We start from the raw sequence: 18,194 nt of genomic DNA on the forward strand, positions 1-18,194 counted from the left end.
ATTTTCCCGACACGCCTGTCGGGTTAGGCTGGAGCCATGATTCGCGCCCTGTTTCTGACCGTCATCCTTGCTTTCTCCGTGACCGCTTTCGCGGTGCCAACGTCGCATGCCGCGACCAAGGCCGGGGTCGAAACCCAGTTCCGCCAGTGGCTTGAAGCTGACCTTTGGCCCGACGCAAAACGCGCCGGTGTATCCAAACAGGTATTCGACAGCGCTTTCGCCGGTGTCACTCTCGACTGGGATCTGCCGGATTTGGCGCCGCCGGGTTTTCCAAAGCCAAAAGCCCGAGCCCAGAGCCAGGCCGAATTCCGCAGCCCCGGCGCCTATTTCAGCGAGAAGCGGCTTCAGGGTCTTGCAGCCTCCGGCCGCTCGCTGATGAACCAGCATGCTGGTTTGTTGCGCCGGATCGAGGAGCGCTACGGCGTCCCTGCCGCCATCATCGTCGCGGTCTGGGGCCGTGAATCGGGCTTCGGCCGGGCAAAGATCCCCCATTCCGCCGTACGGGTCATCGTCACCAAGGCCTTCATGTCGACCCGGCCCGAGTTGTTCCGCAGGGAAATCCTGGCTGCATTGCAGATCCTTCAGCGCGGCGATGTTCCGGCACCCGCGCTGAAGGGGTCCTGGGCCGGCGCCATGGGCCAGCCGCAGTTCCTGCCGTCGAGCTATCTCGACCATGCGGTCGATTTTGACGGCGACGGCAAGATCGATATCTGGAACTCGACCGCCGATTCGCTGGCCTCGATCGGCAATTACCTGGCAAAGTCGGGCTGGGTGCGCGGCCGTGACTGGGGCTTTGAAGCCGTCATCCCGGAAGGGGTTACCTGCGCGCTCGAAGGCCCAGACCGGGCACGGCCGATAGCCGCGCTCACGGAGATGGGCATCATCCGCATTTCCGGCAGGCCGTTTCCCGAGCACGAGCGCCGCGCGCCGGGCATGGTGCTGGTGCCGGCGGGCATTTACGGCCCGGAGTTCGTCGTCACGCCGAATTTCTACGTGATCAAGGAATACAACAATTCCGATCTCTACGCCCTGTTCATCGGCAATCTCGCCGACCGCATGGCCTATGGTGGCGGCGCCTTTGTCACCCGCTGGCAGGACACCGGTGCGATGTTGCGCTCCGACATCGCCCGCCTGCAGTCTTCGCTCGAAAGACAGGGCTACGATGTCGGCGGCGCCGATGGCCTGCCCGGCTACAAGACGCGGCGGTCGATCGGCGAGTGGCAGTCGAAAAACGGCCAGAAGCCAACCTGTTTTCCGACGGCGGCCCTGCTCAAGACCATCCGCTAGCCGTCCTTTGTCGAAAAAGGGCTGGTAGAAGCGCAATTCATCCAGGCATCAATAACATTGAACCTCCCCGGCGAAATCGAGGTTGCTTTTGCCTGCCCGCCGCCCCTACAGATTTGCATTGGGCTGACGCGGCGCCTATCTGTGGCGTCTGTACACGAATGGAGAATGACATGATCGAGAAGCGCGAGTTTTACATCAATGGTGCATGGGTTTCGCCCAGCAAGGCGCGGGACTGCGAGGTCATCGATCCTTCAACGGAGGAAGCCTGCGCGGTGATCTCGCTCGGCTCGAGCGAAGACACCGACAAGGCGGTCGCCGCCGCTAAGGCAGCCTTTGACAGCTGGTCGCGGACCGATCCCGAGACCCGGCTCGGCTACGTCAAGAAGATCCGCGAAGTCTATGCCGAGCGCGCCGAGGACATGGCCCAGGCCATCAGCCTGGAAATGGGCGCGCCGATTGCGATGTCACGCTCAAGCCAGGTCACGTCCGGCACCTGGCACATCGACAATTTCATCACCGCCTTCAAGGACATCGAATTCATCCGGCCGCTCGGGTCGCATGCCCCCAATGACCGCATCGCCATGGAGCCGATCGGCGTCGTCGGGCTGATCACGCCCTGGAACTGGCCGATGAACCAGGTGACGCTGAAGGTCATCCCGGCGCTGCTCGCCGGCTGCACCATGGTGCTCAAGCCGTCCGAAGTGGCGCCGCTGTCCTCGATCGTCTTTGCCGAGATCGTCCATGCCGCGGGCGTGCCGGCCGGTGTGTTCAACCTCGTCAATGGCGATGGTGTCGGCGTTGGTACCGATCTTTCGACCCACAAGGATGTCGAGATGATCAGCTTCACCGGCTCGGCCCGCGCCGGCGCCGCCATTTCCAAGGCCGCCGCCGACACCTTCAAGCGCGTCTGCCTGGAACTCGGTGGCAAGGGCGCCAATGTGATCTTTGCCGATGCCGACGCCAAGGCGGTCGAGCGTGGCGTCCGCCATTGCTTCAACAACACCGGCCAGAGCTGCAACGCACCGACCCGCATGCTGGTCGAACGCCCGGTTTATGACCAGGCCGTCGAGAAGGCCATCGAGGTTGCCGCATCGACCAAGGTCGGCTCCTCGCATGATGAAGGCAACCATATTGGCCCCGTGGTCTCTGCCGCCCAGTTCGACAAGATCCAGGGCCTGATCCAGACCGGCATTGATGAGGGCGCGCGTCTCGTCGCCGGCGGCACCGGCCGACCGGAAGGGTTCAACCGCGGCTATTTCGTCCGCCCGACCATCTTCGCCGACGTCACCAACGACATGACCATTGCCCGCGAGGAGATCTTCGGCCCGGTTCTCTCGATCATTCCCTTCGACAACGAAGAACATGCCGTCGAGATCGCCAATGACACGATTTACGGGCTGACCAACTACGTCCAGAGCCAGGATGGTGCCAAGCGCAACCGCATGGCCCGTCGCCTGCGGTCCGGCATGGTCGAAATGAACGGCAAGTCGCGCGGCGCCGGTTCGCCCTTCGGCGGCGTCAAGGCCTCGGGCCGCGCCCGCGAAGGCGGCGTCTGGGGCATCGAGGAGTTCCTCGAAGCCAAGGCCATCTCCGGCTGGGACAGCGACGTCAACTGATCCGGGCTTTGAACAGGCCCTCGTGCAGCGGCTCGCTCCTGATCGGGGCGGGCCGTACTCGTTTCTAGTCCGAAAACCCGATGCTCGCGCCGTTCTGCAGCGTCTTGCTCGGAGACTGCCCGTATTTTGCCTTGTAGATCTGCGAGAACCGGCCGAGATGGGAAAATCCCCAGCGGGTCGCCACTTCGGTCACCGAGGCCCCGGGCGCGCCGGCCATCAGTTCCTCGTGCACGCGGCGCAGCCGTTCCGAGCGCAGCAGCGCCATCGGGCTGGTGTTGCGGAAATTGCGAAAGCCGAGTTGCAGCGAGCGCGCCGTGACCCCCGCGGCATTGGCGATATCGTCAAGCGAGATCGGGTTGTCGAGATTGCTGCGGACGAATTCCTCGGCCTTGCGCACGTGCCGCGGGGCCGCCGCCGAACGCGTTGGCCTGAGATATCTCGAATAATTGTGCTGTCCGGCTTCCAGGATCCCCGACAGGATCACGGATTCGAGCTGGCGGGCCAGCAGGCCGCCTGACGAGAGCATCACCTGCCCGTTGTCGGCCTCTGTCACCAGGTGCATGATCAGGCCGTAAAGTGCGGCACCGACATCGCTGGTCAGGTCCAGCGGTCCGGAGAAGGTCAGCGGCTTGCTGGCGCCCGAACCGAGAAGCTGTGACAGATGATCCTGCAAGGCTTCGCGCTCCACCTTGACCAGGATCTGCCGGCACCCCTCGTCCCAGATCATCGTGGTCGGCAGGTGCGGATTGAGCACCGCCGCCTTGTCCGGGCAGGAGTAATAGTGGTCCGGCCCGTTGCTGATAGCTGCGCCGCCCGAAAGCGGGATCTGCAGCAGGTAGAAATCCTTGAGTTCGCCGGGCGCGATCAAGGTCTTGGCGCCGTACTGGATGTAATTCAGGGACAGCCGCTCGCCGCTGACATGATTGTGGCAGGCATCGAAACTGCCGCGCCCGATCATGTCCAGCCGGTGCGGGCAGAACACCCGCGCAACCCTTTCGCGCGCCTCATCGAGATCGCTGCTTTCGAACAGGCTGAACCGCGCCAGCGGGCGCGGGGTCATGGGATCAGGCAACATCAGCGCTCCCGACACCGTTGTTGGCAAACATGCATTTGCATGAAAGCACGTTTTTCCCCCGAACGATAGAAATTTTCGTTTTGCGGATAGTCAGCGCTCAAACCGGATGGCGGCCCGGTTTGATTGGCCCAAACTTCTCTTCAACGAAAAGGGGAGAACGCCGATGCGAGGACTGGACGGGAAAGTGGCGATTGTGCCCGGTGGCGCGACCAAGATAGGCGCAGCCATCGTCAAGGCATTCCGGAATGCAGGCGTTCAGGTGATGATCGCCGATATCAATGCGGAAGCGGGCGAGGCGCTGACAGGCGACGGCATCGGCTTCCTGAAGACCGATCTGCGCGACGATGCCCAGATCGCCGCTCTCGTCAAAGCCACGAAAGAGAAATTCGGTCGCATCGATTTCCTGGTCAACGTCGCCTGCTCCTATCTCGACAATGGCGTTGAATCGACCCGCGCCGAATGGCTGGAAAGCCTCGACGTCAACATTGTCGGCTCGGTCATGCTGATGCAGGCGGCACGGGCGGAACTCGCGAAAAACAAGGGCGCCATCGTCAATTTCGGATCGATCTCGGCCCGTGTCGCCCAGACCGGCCGCTGGCTCTACCCGGTCTCCAAGGCCGCGATCCTGCAGCTGACCCGCAACCAGGCGATGGACCTGGCGCCCGAAGGCATTCGCGTCAACGCGGTCTCGCCCGGCTGGACCTGGTCCAACATCATGGACGAGCTGACCGGTGGCGACCGCGCCAAGACCGACCGGGTGGCCGCACCCTTCCATCTGCTTGGACGCACCGGGGACCCGGAAGAGGTTGCGGCTTCGGTTCTCTTCCTGTGTTCGGACGAGGCCAGCTTTATCACCGGAACCGACATCCAGGTTGACGGCGGCTACACCGCCATGGGCCCGGAGCGCGCGGCGCCGGCCATACCGCTTCTGATGGAATAAAACCAAAAATGGGGAACAACATGAGAAAGATCACGATTATCGGCGGCGGCCAGTCCGGCCTGCAACTTGCCATCGGCCTCATCAAGGCCGGAAATTCGGTGCGCGTCGTCCAGAACCGCACCGCCGAGGACATTGCCCAGGGCAAGGTGATGTCGAGCCAGTGCATGTTTCACAATTCGGTCGAGCATGAACGCGAACTGGGCATCGACTTCTGGGCCGACACCTGCCCGCCGGTCGATGGCATCAATTTCCAGGTACCGGCGCCGGACGGCTCCGGCAACAAGGCCATCGACTGGACCGGCAAGCTCGATAACAGCGCCTATTCGGTCGACCAGCGGGTCAAGATCCCGGCCTGGATGGCCGAATTCGAGCGCCTCGGCGGCACGCTGACCATCAAGGATGCGACGATTGCCGATTTGGAACACTACAGCCGGCAGGACGATCTGGTGATCGTCGCCTCGGGCAAGGGCGACATCGGCCGCCTGTTCGAGCGCGACGCGGAAAAATCACCCTACGAGACCCCGCAGCGGGCCCTGGCGCTGACCTATGTCACCGGCATGACGCCGCGCCCCGAGCACTCGGCGGTTTGCTTCAACCTGATCCCCGGTGTCGGCGAGTATTTCGTTTTCCCGGCGCTGACCACCTCCGGCCCCGGCGAAATCATGGTGTTCGAGGGTGTGCCGGGCGGTCCGATGGATTGCTGGGGGGATGTGAAGACACCCGAGCAGCATCTGGCCACCTCGAAGAAGATCCTCGAGACCTTCCTGCCCTGGGAAGCCGCGCGCTGCGAGAGCATCGAACTGACCGACGATAATGGCATTCTCGCCGGCCGCTTCGCCCCCACCATCCGCAAGCCGATTGGTACGCTTCCCTCGGGACGCCAGGTTCTCGGCCTCGGCGACGCGGTCTGCCTCAACGATCCGATCACCGGCCAGGGCTCCAACAATGCCGCCAAGGCAGCCGCGGTCTATCTCAAGCGGATCGTCGCGCATGGCGACAAGCCGTTTGACGCGGCCTTCATGCAGGGCACGTTCGACGAGTTCTGGGACTACGCGCAATGGGTGGTCTCCTGGACCAACATGATGCTGCAGCCGCCGCCGCCCTTCATCCTCAACATCATGGGCACCGCCTGCGTCGAGCCGCGTCTGGCGCACCGCATGGCCAACGGCTTTGACGACCCGCGTGATTTCTTCCCCTGGTTCGCCGATCCCGATGCGGCTGAGGCCTATCTCTCCGAGCTCAAGGCGGCATGAGATGGGCATGGGCATCGATCACGCCACATTCCGCGCGGCCATGGCCCGCTTTCCGGGGGCGGTGACCATCATCACCGCCCGCCACGGGGCCGAGCGGCGCGGCATCACCGCCACGGCTGTCTGTTCGGTCTCGGCCGAACCGCCGAGCCTTCTTGCCTGCGTTAACCGCAAGACCGGCACCTGCGCGGCAATCCGCGAAACCGGAACCTTCAACGTCAATCTCCTGCCCGACCCGGCGAGCCCGCTGGCGATGCGGTTCGCCGGTGCCGACGGTGTCACCGGCGAGGACAAGTTTGCCGAAGGCGACTGGGTCGAAGACGAACGCGGCCTGCCGCTTCTGGGTGAAGCGCTGATCGGGTTTTCCTGCGACGTGTCGGAAATGCTCGAGGCCGGCAGCCACACGGTGTTCATCGGCGAGATCATGCAGATCAGGATCAGCGAAGGCGCGCCGCTGGTCTACGGCCAGTCCCGCTTCCACCGGCTCGAGCCGCTCTGACAGGCCAACCGCTCAGCGGCGGCGATGGGTCGCCGCCACCCGTGACACTTCCTCGTAGATGCCGGAAAGCAGATTGAGTGTCTGCGTGGCCGCGCGCAACCGCTCGGCCAGGTCCGGCACGTCGGCAACAGCCGCGATCAGCAGGCGCCGGCGCAAATCTCCATAGGCTTCGGTGACGGCACGGCCCTTCTCGGTGACCTGGTAGGTCACGCCCGAGCGGCCGGAGCCTTCCCGGAGAACCAGATCTGCACTTATCAGCTTGCGCAGGCTGTACTGGATGTTGGGGACATCATCCCGGTTGGTCAGCCGTGCCAGGTCCTTGATCGTCTTCGGACGCTCGTTCATCCGGATGATGTGCAGCAGCGCATTCTCGGGGCCCGAGGCCGCGACATCCACGACGCCCGCGAGGCATTCCGATTGCCATCGCCCGAAGCCTTCGAAGGTGCGCATCAGCGCAAACTCCAGTTCCGTCGTACTGACCTCGACATCGCTCTTGGCCAGGTGCCAGCGGTAGTCGAGTTCGCGATGTGCCGGTTCGTCTTCGGGTGGCTTGGGGCCGTTGCTCATCAAGTGCTCCTTAAGTCCTGATAAATTTTACTCCTAAAACATATTGACGCAATCGCATTTTTAGATAGAGTTTCTATTATAAATTAAAGCCAATAAAGGAACAGCGACTATGACAAGGAACATGATGCTGGCGGATGACCGCTTTCTGCTCGGTACATTCTCGTCGAACTGCTCATCGGGAATGAGCGTGACCAAGGTTAAGGAGCGATGGGTCAACTCCTGGGAAAACAATCTCGCCCTCGGCCGCCTGCTCGATGACGCGGGCATTGATTTCATGCTGCCGATCGCGCGCTGGATCGGCTACGGCGGCGAAACCGATTTCCACGGCGGTGTGCTCGAGACCATGACCTGGGCTGCCGGATTGCTGGCGTCCACGAAGGACATCTCGGTGTTTGCCACCATTCACACCGCGGCCAATCACCCCGTCGTGGTGGCCAAGCAGATCGCCACGATCGATCATATCGGCAACGGCCGTGCCGGGCTCAACATCGTCGCAGGCTGGAACAAGCCCGAATACGAGGCGCTCGGTCTGAGCCTGCCCGACGACCACGAAACCCGCTACGGCTACGCGCAGGAGTGGTTTGACGTCGTCCGCAAGCTCTGGGCCTCGAAAGACTATTTCGACTGGGACGGAAAACACTTCCAGCTCAAGGGCGTGCACGGGGATCCGCTGCCGGTCCGCGGCGATGTTCCGATCATCAATGCCGCGGGTTCGCCGCAGGGCCGTGAATTTGCCACCGACAATGCCAACTTCCTGTTCACCCCGGCCATCGACCTTGAGCGCTCGACCGAGGAAATCAGGGAACTCAAGGATCAGGCAAAGGCCAAGGGCCGCAAGGTCGATGTGCTGACATTCTCCCATGTCATCTGCCGCCCGACCGAGGAAGAGGCGCTTGCCTATCTCGAGCATACCGCCAAGACCAATGCCGACTGGGAAGCGGTCGACAATCTCGTGCGCCTGCAATTCGCCCATGCGCACAGCTTCCCGCATGACCTTCTGGCGCTGATCCGCGACCGCTTCGCCATGGGCCATGGCGGTTTCCCGCTGATCGGCACTCCCGACCAGGTGGCCGAAGGCATCCTGTCGCTGCATCGCGCAGGCTTCGCCGGCACCACGCTGTCGTTTGTCGATTACGTCAAGGAATTCCCCTATTTCCGCGACACAGTCCTGCCCAAGCTCGATGCCGCAGGCATCCGCTGAGCGCGAGGGAGGCGTGGACGCCGTCATCGAGCGTCTGCCCTCCACCGGCGAATTCCGCGATGCCATGCGCAATTTCGTCGGCAATGTCAGCGTCCTGACGGCGGGCAAGGGTGACGACCGGTCGGGACTGGTGGTGACGTCCGCCATCTCGCTGTCGGCGGATCCGCCGCTGCTGCTGGCCTGTGTCAATCGCTCCTCATCGACCTGGCCGCTGATCGAGCGATATGGCTGTTTTGGCTGGTCGGTGCTTGGCGCGGGTCACCAGGCGGTCGCTGAACGCTTCACCGGCTTCGGTGGCGCCAAGGGCCCCGAGCGATATGCCGGGGCGTCCTGGGTCACGGCAAGAACCGGCGCATCGCTGCTCGAGGACGCGGTGGTCGGCATCGACTGCACGGTCGAGGAGATGATCGACCGCGCCACCCATTCGATCATCATCGGCCGGGTGCAGCAGATCCGGACCCGCCCCGGCCAGGGCGCGATGATCTACTGGAACGGCGCCTTCCGCGGGTTGGCGGACTGACACTACGGGACCGGCGGGCAAAGGTTCCGCCGGTTCCACCTCCGGGCTATCTGCTGGCTTTCAGGCCCCGGCCTGAAACACCACCCGCCCGCCGCAGATCGTGGCTACGACCGCGACATCCTTGATCTCGTCGTGATCCGCAACAGCCATGATATCCCGGTCGAGGATCACCAGGTCCGCCACCTTGCCCACTTCCAGCGAACCCTTGTAGGCCTCGCTGCGCTCGGCATAGGCGCCGCCGATTGTATAACCCCTGAGTGCGGCTTCAAGCGAGAACCGCTGGTCCGGCACCTCCGGCACCCATGCCGTCCGCGTCACCGCCGAGTGGATCCCCTTGAGAATCGAGATGTCGGAAACCGGCCAGTCGGACGCCAGCGCGATCGCGGCCCCCGGGCCTGCGATCTTCTGCCAGGCAAAGGCGTCGCCCCACCGGTCCCGGCCGATATTGCTCAGGGTCGGCTCCAGCGGCAGCCCGCTGCACCCGGGCGCATGCGGCGGCTGGACCGAGGCAACCACGTCGAGCGCCGCGATGCGGGCGAAATCATTGTCATCGACCAGTTCGAGATGCTCGATGCGATGACGCAGGCCCGACGCGCCGTTTGCCGCGCGCGCCGCCTGGTAGCCGTCCAGCACCCGGGCCACCGCCGCGTCGCCGATCGCATGCACCGCGATCTGCAGTCCCATCGCATCGATCCGCGTTGCAAGCCCGGCGAATGTCTCCGCCGCGAACCGCCCGTGCGAGCGGTATCCGGGTTGACCGGGGTAATCGTGTTTCATGAAGGCGGTGCGGCTGTCGATGACGCCGTCCATGAAGAATTTCACGAACCCCGACGCCAGCCATTCATCCGACCAGCGCGCGCGCATCTCGAGCGCGGTTTGAAGGTCTTCGGGCTTCATCTCGGGGACATAGTGGAATGGCACCCGCACGCGCGCGGTCAGTTCCCCCGCCGAGCGGAGCTCTTCGAGCAGGTCCAGCGTGTAGATATTGCCGTCCATGTTGACGATCGAGGTGATGCCGTGTTTCGCCGCATGCGCCAGCCCGCGTCTCAAATGCGCGAGGTCGATGGCACGTTCGGCTTGCGACGGCGCGGGATCCGGTTCGCGGCCGCTAGCCAAGCCCAGCATGGTCCGCTCCTGGCCGCCGAGCCGCATCACCGGGCTGTAGGCCTCCGGCTCCAGCAGCGCGCCGGTTGCCAGACCGTCGGCGCCCATCACCACCTCGTGCCCGTCGGAGGTCTCGAGCCCGTGCAGCACGCCTGCGGCTTCAAGTGCTGCGGTATTGGCCCAGACCGTGTGGTGGTCATGCGCCATCAGCGCCACCGGCCGCCCGGGCAGGATCTTGTCGAGGACCAGGCGCGGCGCCGTGTCGCCGAAGATGCCGTAATCCGGACCCTGGCCGACCAGAAGCGGCGCATCCGGTCTGTTGGCCGCGAAGGCGGTCAGCTCCCTGGCAAGAAGATCGAGGTCGGCGCATCCGTCGAGCTGAAGGTTCTCAAGCTCCGCGCCGCCGATGAACAGGTGCATGTGGCTTTCGATGAAGCCCGGCAGCACCGTCGCGCCCTTCGCATCGATGATCTCAGTGCCAGGACCGGCGAGGCGAGAGATCTCGTCGACGGAGCCAACAGCGATGATGCGTCCGTCCTTGATCCCGACCGCCGACGCGCGCGGCAGATCCGGATCCATCGTCAGGACCGCGCCGTTGGTGATGATCATGTCTGCGGTTGCCACTGGTCTCATCCCTTGCTTGTTGCTCTTGTCCGCAAGAACCCCGCCGCCTACCGGTCGCTCAGGGCTGCCCGGATCGCGTCGATGGCGCGGAACGTGTCGCGGGTCAGCGACGGAATCACGTAATCCGGCCAGGTCGACAGCTTCACCACCAGCAATTCGCTCTTCGGATCGGCATAGATCAGCTGACCGAACACACCGCGGGCGCAGATGTCGCCCCTGTCCGCATCGCGAATCCACCAGAAACGGCGGTAGGCTCCACCGGGCAGGACGGATGTGTAGGGATCGCCGAAGACATCTCTGTCCCCGGTCTGAATTCCGTTGATCCAGGCAGCCGGGACAACCTGCTGCCCGCCGGCCCGTCCGTTGTTCAGTGTCAGCATCCCCAGCCGCGCGTAATCGCGCAGCGTCGCGTTGAAACCGCCGTCGGCAAGCGCGGTGCCTGCTTCATCAACGGTGAAATAGGCGTCGCGATCAGCGCCGATGGGTTGCCACAGATGCTGGCTGACGAGCTCGGCGAGAGACTTGCCGGCCGCCCGTTCCAGTACCCACGCGACCACGTCCGTCTCGATCGAGCGGTATTCGAACGCCCCGCCATGCGGCCTGTGCTTCGGCAGGCTGAGAATGACCTCGCGGATCGTCGGGCGCGGTGCGCTGGCAACATGCGGACGCCAGCCGGAGGCGATGTCGATCCGGGTCATGTCGCTGCCCGGCAAGTTGTAGTCTTCGGTGAAGCGAACGCCCGAGCGCATGTCGAGGACCTGGTCGAGCGTCGCGTCGGCATAGCCGCACTGCGTGAGTTCGGGCACGATGTCTGCCAGCGGCACATCGAGATCCACCGTGCCATCGGATATGAAAATTCCGGTCAGAAGGCCGACAACGGATTTCGCCACGGACTGCGACAGATGCAGTGTTTCCGGCGCCATCCCGTTGAGATAGCGCTCGAAGACAACGCGGTTGCGGTGCATCACCAGGAAGGCATCGCCATAGCTTTCGCCGAGGAAGCGATCAATGGAAACGGTCGTGCCGTTCTCCCGCTGGAACCGGATGTTGCTCAGATCCTCGTAGGCTTCATCGAGCGTACTTGCCGGACCGAAGCCGCGAAACACATCGACGGTTGGTATGAGGCTGCGCACGTTCTGGAACGCCCAGCGGTTGAACGGCGGGAGATCCCAGTTCGCAAGCGTCGGTCGCTTTTCCGGCGGGGGTGGAAAACCCTGCATGATCCCCAGTTGCCGGGCGGTCTTGGGCATAGCCGGTTCAACCTTTCCGGTGTCGGACATGGACATTCTTTCTCGGTTGGGTGGCGGCGCGCGGGGTGTCCCGCGCGCCGGCTCAGGGACTACTGCTTCAGCTGGGTCCAGATCTTGTTGTAGAGATCGACAACTTCCTGCGGGCAGGGGGTGACGAAGTCCGGAGCGGGTGCGCTGGCAGGCATCACGATCTCTGGCGCGGAGAGCATTTCAGGCTCCATGAACTTGTCGCTGCCAAGAATGCCGTTGGCATAACGGGCAAAGTTCGACGTCATACCAGCGTTCTCCGGGTCCATCATGAAGTTGATGAACAGCTTGGCATTGTCGAGATTGGGCGCACCCTTGAGCACCGCGACATTGTCCATCCAGCCGGTGAAACCCTCTTTCGGATAGGCGTATTTCAGCGTCGGCCGCTGCGCCCGGGCCCGCATCGCAGCACCGTTCCAGCTCTGGCTGATGTCGACGTCCTTGGAGGTCAGTTTCTCGATCACCGCATAGTCCATCGTCCGCCAGTGCGGCTTGGCCTTGGAAAGCAGGGCAAGCACTTCACGCAGCTCGTCCTGGTTGCCATTGCAGCGGCCGTAACCGAGATAGCGCAGGCCGGCATTGATCACGTCGTTCATGTCGTTGAGCATGTTGATCCGGCCCTTGAGCGCTTCCGGCGGATCAAACAGCAGGGCCAGAGTATCAATCTCGCCGTCATAGATGGCCGTGTCGACGGTGAACGAGGTGGTTCCCCACTGGTAGGGGATCGAGTAATTGCGGCCGGGATCCCACCAGACATCGACCCAGTTCGGATCGACGTTCTTGAAGTTCTCCATCTCGTTCGGCTTGACTTCCTCGAGCAGCCCTTCGCCGATCATGACCTTGATCATGTAGTCGCCGGGAACGACGATGTCATAGCCGGTGTCGCCCGCCTTGACCTTTGCGAGCATTGCCTCGTTGGAATCGTAGCCGTCCAGATTTACTTTGACGTCGTACTTTTCCTCGAACTTCTTGATCATCTCGGGCGAGGTATAGTTGCCCCAGTTGTAGACGTTCAGTTCGCCCGCGGCCATTGCCGCCGACGATGCGAATGCCACGGCGGATGCGGTGGCGAGAAGCCTCAATATGGTTTTCATCGTTGTTCCTCTCTTTCTTTAGCCGTCCTATCGCTGCATGCGCCGCTGCACGACGAACAGCAGTATGACCAGCAAAACCGAGACCGCGACCAGGATGGTCGAGACGGCATTGATCTCGGGCGTGATCCCGCGCCGGATGGCGCCGAGAATGTAGATGGGAAGCGTGGTCTCCCCCGGTCCCGCAATCATCAGCGTGATGATCACATCATCGAGCGAGACGACGAAGGCGAGCATCGCACCTGCGACGATGCCCGGTCCAAGCAGTGGCAATGTCACCAGGGTGAAGACCTTCAGCGGTGGCGCGTAGAGATCGGCTGCGGCCTGTTCGAGTGTCAGCGTCATGGTTTCAAGCCGGGCGCGGATCGGCATGTAGGCAAACGGAATGCAGAAGGCCGCATGCGCCAGCATCAGGTAGCCGATGCCGGAGAGTCCGGTGATCTTCTTGACCAGAGCGAACAGCGACAGCGTGGCGATTGCCGTGACGATCTCGGGGATCATCAGCGGCTGGTTGATGATACCGAAGACCAGTCCCTGGCCTGCGAACTTCTTCGTCCGCGTGGTCGCCAGCGCCGCCATGGTGGCCACGATCGTCGAAATCACCGTCGCAAACAGCGCAACCTTTACCGACACCCAAGCCGCATTGCGGATCCCGTCATTCTCCAGCGCCTTGGCGTACCAGTCGAGCGAAAACCCTGTCCACAGCACCACCGACCGGTTCTCGTTGAAGGAGAATGCAACCAGCACCAGGATCGGCAGGTACAACGTGACAATGGTTATCCAGGCCGTTGTGGTGAAACCCGGCATGGCCCTGAGATCGCGAACCCGCCTGCGGCGGTGACCCGGTTTTCCCGATGCCGGCGTTGCTGTGGTCGGGTCAGCCATTGTTTGACGCTCCCCTTCTGGCGGCGAGCGCGTTGACCAGCAGAACCACAATCACCAGTGCCATCAGGATCAGCGCGGCAGCCGACCCGAACGGCCAGTTGCGTGATGCCCCGAACTGCATGGCGATCATGTTGCCGATCATCAGTTTCTTGCCGCCCCCCAGAAGCTCGGGCGTGATGTAGGCGCCGAGAGCGGGGATGAAGACCAGGATGCAGCCGGCGACAATTCCGGGCTTGGCCAATGGAACGATCACGTGGAACAGCACTTTCAGCCGGTTTGCATAAAGATCGTAGCCGGCTTCGACCAGGCTGAAGTCGAGCTTCTCGAGGCTCGCATAGATCGGCAGCACCATGAACGGCAGAAACGAATAGATCAGGCCGATAAACACCGCGGTGTCGGTGTAGAGAATGGTCAGCGGCGACGAGATGATGCCGGCCTTCATCAGCATGATGTTGATGATGCCCTCGTCGCGGATGATCAGCAGCATGGCATAGGTGCGGATCAGAAGGTTGGTCCAGAACGGCAGCGTGATCAGGAACAGCCAGATGTTGCGTTGCTCCCGCGGCTTGCTGGCGATGAAATAGGCGGTTGGAAACCCGAGAATCAGCGCGCCGATGGTGGCGCCCAGCGCAAGCCCGATCGACCGGAGAAAGATCGACACATAGGCGGAATTGAACACCAGCGTGTCGTCGAAAATGTCACGCTGGAACAGGAACTGCACGTAGCTGTCGGTGCTGAATTCCCAGGTCACGCCGCCATAGGTGCCGGGCGTCAGGAATGAATAAACGATGGTGATTCCAAGCGGCAGGATGCTGATCGCCAGGATGATTGTCAGCGCCGGCGCAAGCAGCCACGCCCGGGTGGCGCGTTCGCTACGCCTGTTGTTTGCGATCGCGGTGGCAAGCGCCGATGGAGGTTGCCGGTCGCTCATTCCAGCACCCGGATCAGGTCGGGCTGCATGATCGCGCCGATCGTGGCGCCGGGCTGGTATTTGCCCTCGTCGACCGCGCCCGGATTGCGGATGACGATTTCCTCGCCGGTTCCGAGCCGAAGGTGGAGATTTGTCGCCGCACCGAAATACACGATGTTCTCGACAACGCCGGTGAGCGTCGGCGTCTCGCCCGCGCCTGCCAGCCGGACATTTTCAGGCCGGATCGCCACGCTGACATTGCCGGACCGTGCCGAGGCTGTTCCAAGATGCGCGGAGACCATGCTCCCGTCGCGAAGCCGTACCGTCGCCAGGTAGCCATCCGTTCGTTCGACCGTCCCTTCGAGAATGTTGATGTCGCCGATGAAATCGGCGACGAACCGATGCGTCGGACGGTCATAGATATCGCGCGGCGTGCCGATCTGCAGGATCTTGCCGGATTTCATCACCGCGATCCGGTCCGACATGGTCAGCGCCTCTTCCTGGTCATGGGTCACGAACACGAAGGTGATGCCGGTCTCGGCCTGAAGGCTTTTCAGTTCGAGCTGCATGTTCTTGCGCAGCTTGAGATCGAGTGCTGCCAGCGGCTCGTCGAGCAGCAGCACCTTTGGCGCCGGCGCCAGCGCCCGGGCCAGCGCCACGCGCTGCTGCTGGCCGCCCGAAAGCTGGTCCGTACGGCGTCCGGCCATGGCCTCGAGCTGGACCAGCGCCAGCATCCGCTCGGTCGTCTGCTTGATCTCCGCGGTCGGCTTGCCGAGCATTCTCAGCCCGAAGCCGATGTTTTCCGCCACCGTCATGTGCGGAAACAGCGCGTAGCTCTGGAAAACGGTATTGACCGGCCGCCGGTGCGGAGGCTTGTCGGTAATGCCCTCGCCCTGCAGCGAGATCGATCCTTCTGTCGGCAGCTCGAACCCTGCGATCAGCCTGAGCAGCGTCGTTTTTCCGCATCCGGACGGGCCAAGCAGCGTGAAGAACTCGTTTTCGAGAATGTCGAGCTCCACGCTGTCGAGCGCGGTGACCGCGTAGTCTCCCTGTCCGAAGGTCTTCGACAGCGCCCTTACCGACACCGCCGCCTTCCGCTCTTTGGCGATTTCTGTTCCGGTCATCCGATAAATCTGCCCCCGCCGATCTGGCTCACTTTCCATGCCCAAAGGCTAGGAGCCCGGCTCGAGGGGGTAAATACCCCGAAGGGGATAGGCTGGTCAGTCGAGTACCGAGCGCAGGAAATTCGACAGCAGTTCGGATTGCGAGGAGATGGACAGTTTCCGGTAGATGTTCTTCCGGTGGATCTTCACCGTGCCCACGGTTATGCCCGCCACCGTTGACACTGATGCCGAGGAATGGCCCTTGAGAATGAGCGTTGCCACCTCGCGTTCGCGGGCTGTGAGGATGCCTTCGCCAAACGCATCGAGCGCCGCGGTCAGCGTGCGGTCCGCGGGCTGAGGCCCTGCATCGACCGGTCCGGTGTGGCCGCGCTCGAAATGCTTGCCGGTGAGAGCGGCTATGACATCCAGCTCCATTCGAAACGCTTGCACGGCCCGGACACTGAATCGCGGTTCCTTGCCAAGCCGTCCGAGCGAGAAGAAGATTGCCGCCTCGCCCTGCGGTACCAGGATTGCCATCTCGTCCCTGAGGGCGATGTTCCGGTAATAGCGGCGGTAATAGGTCGACCGCATGAACTGGTCCGGCGCCACGTCCCGCAACCGCATCGCGCCATGGTTCCGGCCGGACAGGAAGATGTCGTAGACGGGGTCGAGAAGATAGGCGGTGTCAAGATACTGGTCGACGACATCGCGGTGACGCTCGGCCCTGACATTGTCATAGATATGATCAGGCGTCCGCTGCCTGTGCAGACGGGTGATGAAGGCGCCGCTGAACGGCACGACCGATCGCATGTAATCAAGGATCGCGGGAAAGAAATCAGCGGTGTTGATGGCGGCTATGGCGCGCGCCATGTGCGTTTGCGGTGCGCCTGAAACAACTGGTGGGACAACATGTGTCGTGGGAGGGGGGGCGTCGCTCAATTGCTCAATGTTCCATTCCCGGGATCGTCATCCTGTTTGGCAGGTTGCGACCGGCAACCTGCAGTCCTGGGCCGGTCGTGCCGCGGCTGACAAACCCCGCCCGGCATGCCCGAACCAGGGCTCATGGTGGCAAATCGCAAGGCCGGGTGCCAGCATATTCTGCGGAGCGACCGTTGGCACATCGCGTGGTTACGGTGCGATCGTGGTCATTAGCGCTTGAGGAACGGGCTGCGCGCCAAGCAGCGGCGTGCAGGCGTCAAGCTTGGCCCTGGCTTCAGGGTGGCAAGGGACCCGCCGGGATGGCGGGCCCCTGGTGTCTCAGAGTTTGCCTGCTTCGCGGTAGTAGCGCGCCGCACCCGGATGGATCTGCATGTCGCCCAGCGGCTTGACCGCGTAGTCGATGCTCAAAGCCTTGGCCCAGGGAGCTTCCGAGGTGATGTTGCCGATATTGTCCCAGAACGCCTTGGTGATCTGGTAGACGGTCTCCTCGTCGAGATCGGCCCGTACGCCGATGCCGACGGCTGTATCGTGAGACATCACCGGGCTCTCGTTTTTCTGGCCCTTGTACATGCCAGCCGGCACTTCGGCGAGCGTCCGGTCCGAACCGAGAAACTTGGTGACGGCTTCACCCGAATGGTCCTCGGGTCCGATGAAGCGGACATCCTCGGTCTCGGTGAACTGGATGAACTGCTGGCACGGATCGATGCAGCCATTGACATACATGTCGATCTTTCCGTCCTGGAAGGACTGGTATCCGGTCGCCCAGTTGGCGGTGATGGCCTCATAGTCCTCGCCGGCGACAAGCCCGGTGGTTGCTTCGATCCATGCCTTGGCGGTGTTGTAGGCACCGCCGCCGGCAGGGCCGAGAAACACGCTGGCGCCTTCGATGTCGTCCAGCGTCTCGATATCGCTGCCGGCGCGCACCGTGTAGTGATATTGGCCGTAAGGGAACCACATCAGCAACTGCACGTTCTTTGACAGCTCCGGTGCCTCGGGCTCCTTGGCGTACATCGCCTTGCCGTTCTGCATCAGCCGGTAGATGGTCGGAGAGACCATCGACATGTCGAGATTGCCGCGGCCGACTTCGAGCATGTGCACCGTTGCCGCGCCGCCGCCGGCGACTTCGATTTCGATGTCGCCGAGCGCGTCGGTCACAAGGTTGGCGAAGGTCGCCATGGTGATCGCCTGGCCCAGGCTCGGCTCGATTGTCGCCATCTTCAGGGTTTCGGCCTGAGCGCTTCCCAGGCCGATCATGAGTGCGGCGGTTGCCGCCAGTGTCTGCTGTTTCATCTCTCTTCCTCCGTGT

The 18,194-nt window shown here is 62.9% G+C and carries 17 protein-coding genes; 7 read left to right on the plus strand and 10 right to left on the minus strand.

The genetic code is table 11. The features are described 5' to 3' along the window. The first annotated feature begins 36 nt into the window (after positions 1–36). Together GTW23_RS12450 and GTW23_RS12455 are read left to right on the plus strand one after the other, a co-directional pair. Complete coding sequence (locus GTW23_RS12450) at positions 37–1,287, plus strand: lytic murein transglycosylase (protein ID WP_252915994.1); 1,251 nt, start codon at positions 37–39, stop codon at positions 1,285–1,287. Positions 1,288–1,457: 170 nt separating this feature from the next. Next, a complete protein-coding gene (locus GTW23_RS12455) occupies positions 1,458–2,903 on the plus strand; it encodes an aldehyde dehydrogenase family protein (RefSeq protein ID WP_252915995.1) in 1,446 nt (481 codons plus the stop codon). A 64-nt stretch (positions 2,904–2,967) separates the two neighbouring features. Here GTW23_RS12455 and GTW23_RS12460 read toward each other — a convergent pair whose 3' ends face one another. Continuing rightward, a complete protein-coding gene (locus tag GTW23_RS12460; protein ID WP_252915996.1) occupies positions 2,968–3,978 on the minus strand; it encodes an AraC family transcriptional regulator in 1,011 nt (336 codons plus the stop codon). Positions 3,979–4,141: 163 nt separating this feature from the next. Here GTW23_RS12460 and GTW23_RS12465 point away from each other — a divergent pair, with 163 nt between their 5' ends. The 3 genes from GTW23_RS12465 to GTW23_RS12475 are packed head-to-tail and all read left to right on the plus strand — an operon-like array spanning position 4,142 to position 6,667. Then, complete coding sequence (locus GTW23_RS12465) at positions 4,142–4,918, plus strand: SDR family oxidoreductase (RefSeq protein ID WP_252915997.1); 777 nt, start codon at positions 4,142–4,144, stop codon at positions 4,916–4,918. Positions 4,919–4,938: 20 nt separating this feature from the next. Beyond that, positions 4,939–6,171: a styrene monooxygenase/indole monooxygenase family protein gene (locus GTW23_RS12470; protein ID WP_252915998.1), complete on the plus strand. Its 1,233-nt coding sequence runs from the start codon at positions 4,939–4,941 to the stop codon at positions 6,169–6,171. 7 nt (positions 6,172–6,178) lie between these two features. Continuing rightward, a complete protein-coding gene (locus GTW23_RS12475; protein ID WP_252915999.1) occupies positions 6,179–6,667 on the plus strand; it encodes a flavin reductase family protein in 489 nt (162 codons plus the stop codon). 12 nt (positions 6,668–6,679) lie between these two features. On the opposite strand, the gene GTW23_RS12480 is transcribed toward GTW23_RS12475, so the two are convergent. Then, entirely contained in the window at positions 6,680–7,234 is a 555-nt protein-coding gene (locus GTW23_RS12480) for a winged helix DNA-binding protein (RefSeq protein WP_252916000.1), read from the minus strand. A 109-nt stretch (positions 7,235–7,343) separates the two neighbouring features. On the opposite strand from GTW23_RS12480, the gene GTW23_RS12485 reads away from it, so the two are divergent. After that, positions 7,344–8,435, plus strand: coding sequence for an LLM class flavin-dependent oxidoreductase (locus GTW23_RS12485; protein WP_252916001.1), 1,092 nt, complete (start codon positions 7,344–7,346; stop codon positions 8,433–8,435). Positions 8,436–8,448: 13 nt separating this feature from the next. Beyond that, on the plus strand, positions 8,449–8,955 hold the full coding sequence (locus GTW23_RS12490; RefSeq protein ID WP_324288350.1) for a flavin reductase family protein: 507 nt from the start codon (positions 8,449–8,451) through the stop codon (positions 8,953–8,955). A gap of 60 nt (positions 8,956–9,015) precedes the next feature. Here GTW23_RS12490 and GTW23_RS12495 read toward each other — a convergent pair whose 3' ends face one another. The 8 genes from GTW23_RS12495 to GTW23_RS12530 all read right to left on the minus strand — a co-directional run bounded on the left by GTW23_RS12495 (position 9,016) and on the right by GTW23_RS12530 (position 18,178). Then, entirely contained in the window at positions 9,016–10,692 is a 1,677-nt protein-coding gene (locus tag GTW23_RS12495; RefSeq protein ID WP_252916002.1) for an amidohydrolase, read from the minus strand. Positions 10,693–10,730: 38 nt separating this feature from the next. Then, positions 10,731–11,963 (minus strand): serine hydrolase domain-containing protein, encoded by a 1,233-nt coding sequence (locus tag GTW23_RS12500; RefSeq protein ID WP_252916003.1) that lies wholly within the window; start codon positions 11,961–11,963, stop codon positions 10,731–10,733. A 59-nt stretch (positions 11,964–12,022) separates the two neighbouring features. Next, entirely contained in the window at positions 12,023–13,054 is a 1,032-nt protein-coding gene (locus GTW23_RS12505; protein WP_210385809.1) for an ABC transporter substrate-binding protein, read from the minus strand. Between the two features lie 27 nt (positions 13,055–13,081). After that, complete coding sequence (locus GTW23_RS12510) at positions 13,082–13,858, minus strand: ABC transporter permease (RefSeq protein WP_382266291.1); 777 nt, start codon at positions 13,856–13,858, stop codon at positions 13,082–13,084. Positions 13,859–13,928: 70 nt separating this feature from the next. After that, positions 13,929–14,867 carry an ABC transporter permease gene (locus GTW23_RS12515; protein WP_252916005.1) on the minus strand — a complete coding sequence of 313 codons (939 nt, stop codon included), beginning with the start codon at positions 14,865–14,867 and terminating at the stop codon, positions 13,929–13,931. Further along, on the minus strand, positions 14,864–15,970 hold the full coding sequence (locus GTW23_RS12520; protein WP_252916006.1) for an ABC transporter ATP-binding protein: 1,107 nt from the start codon (positions 15,968–15,970) through the stop codon (positions 14,864–14,866). The genes GTW23_RS12515 and GTW23_RS12520 overlap by 4 nt, the downstream gene beginning before the upstream one ends. A gap of 96 nt (positions 15,971–16,066) precedes the next feature. Beyond that, positions 16,067–16,819: a helix-turn-helix transcriptional regulator gene (locus tag GTW23_RS12525; RefSeq protein ID WP_152010871.1), complete on the minus strand. Its 753-nt coding sequence runs from the start codon at positions 16,817–16,819 to the stop codon at positions 16,067–16,069. Between the two features lie 387 nt (positions 16,820–17,206). Continuing rightward, a complete protein-coding gene (locus GTW23_RS12530) occupies positions 17,207–18,178 on the minus strand; it encodes a TAXI family TRAP transporter solute-binding subunit (protein ID WP_193217380.1) in 972 nt (323 codons plus the stop codon). Positions 18,179–18,194 lie beyond the last annotated feature (16 nt).

It is taken from the genome of Parahoeflea alexandrii (assembly GCF_024105735.1).
Lineage (GTDB): Bacteria > Pseudomonadota > Alphaproteobacteria > Rhizobiales > Rhizobiaceae > Hoeflea > Hoeflea alexandrii.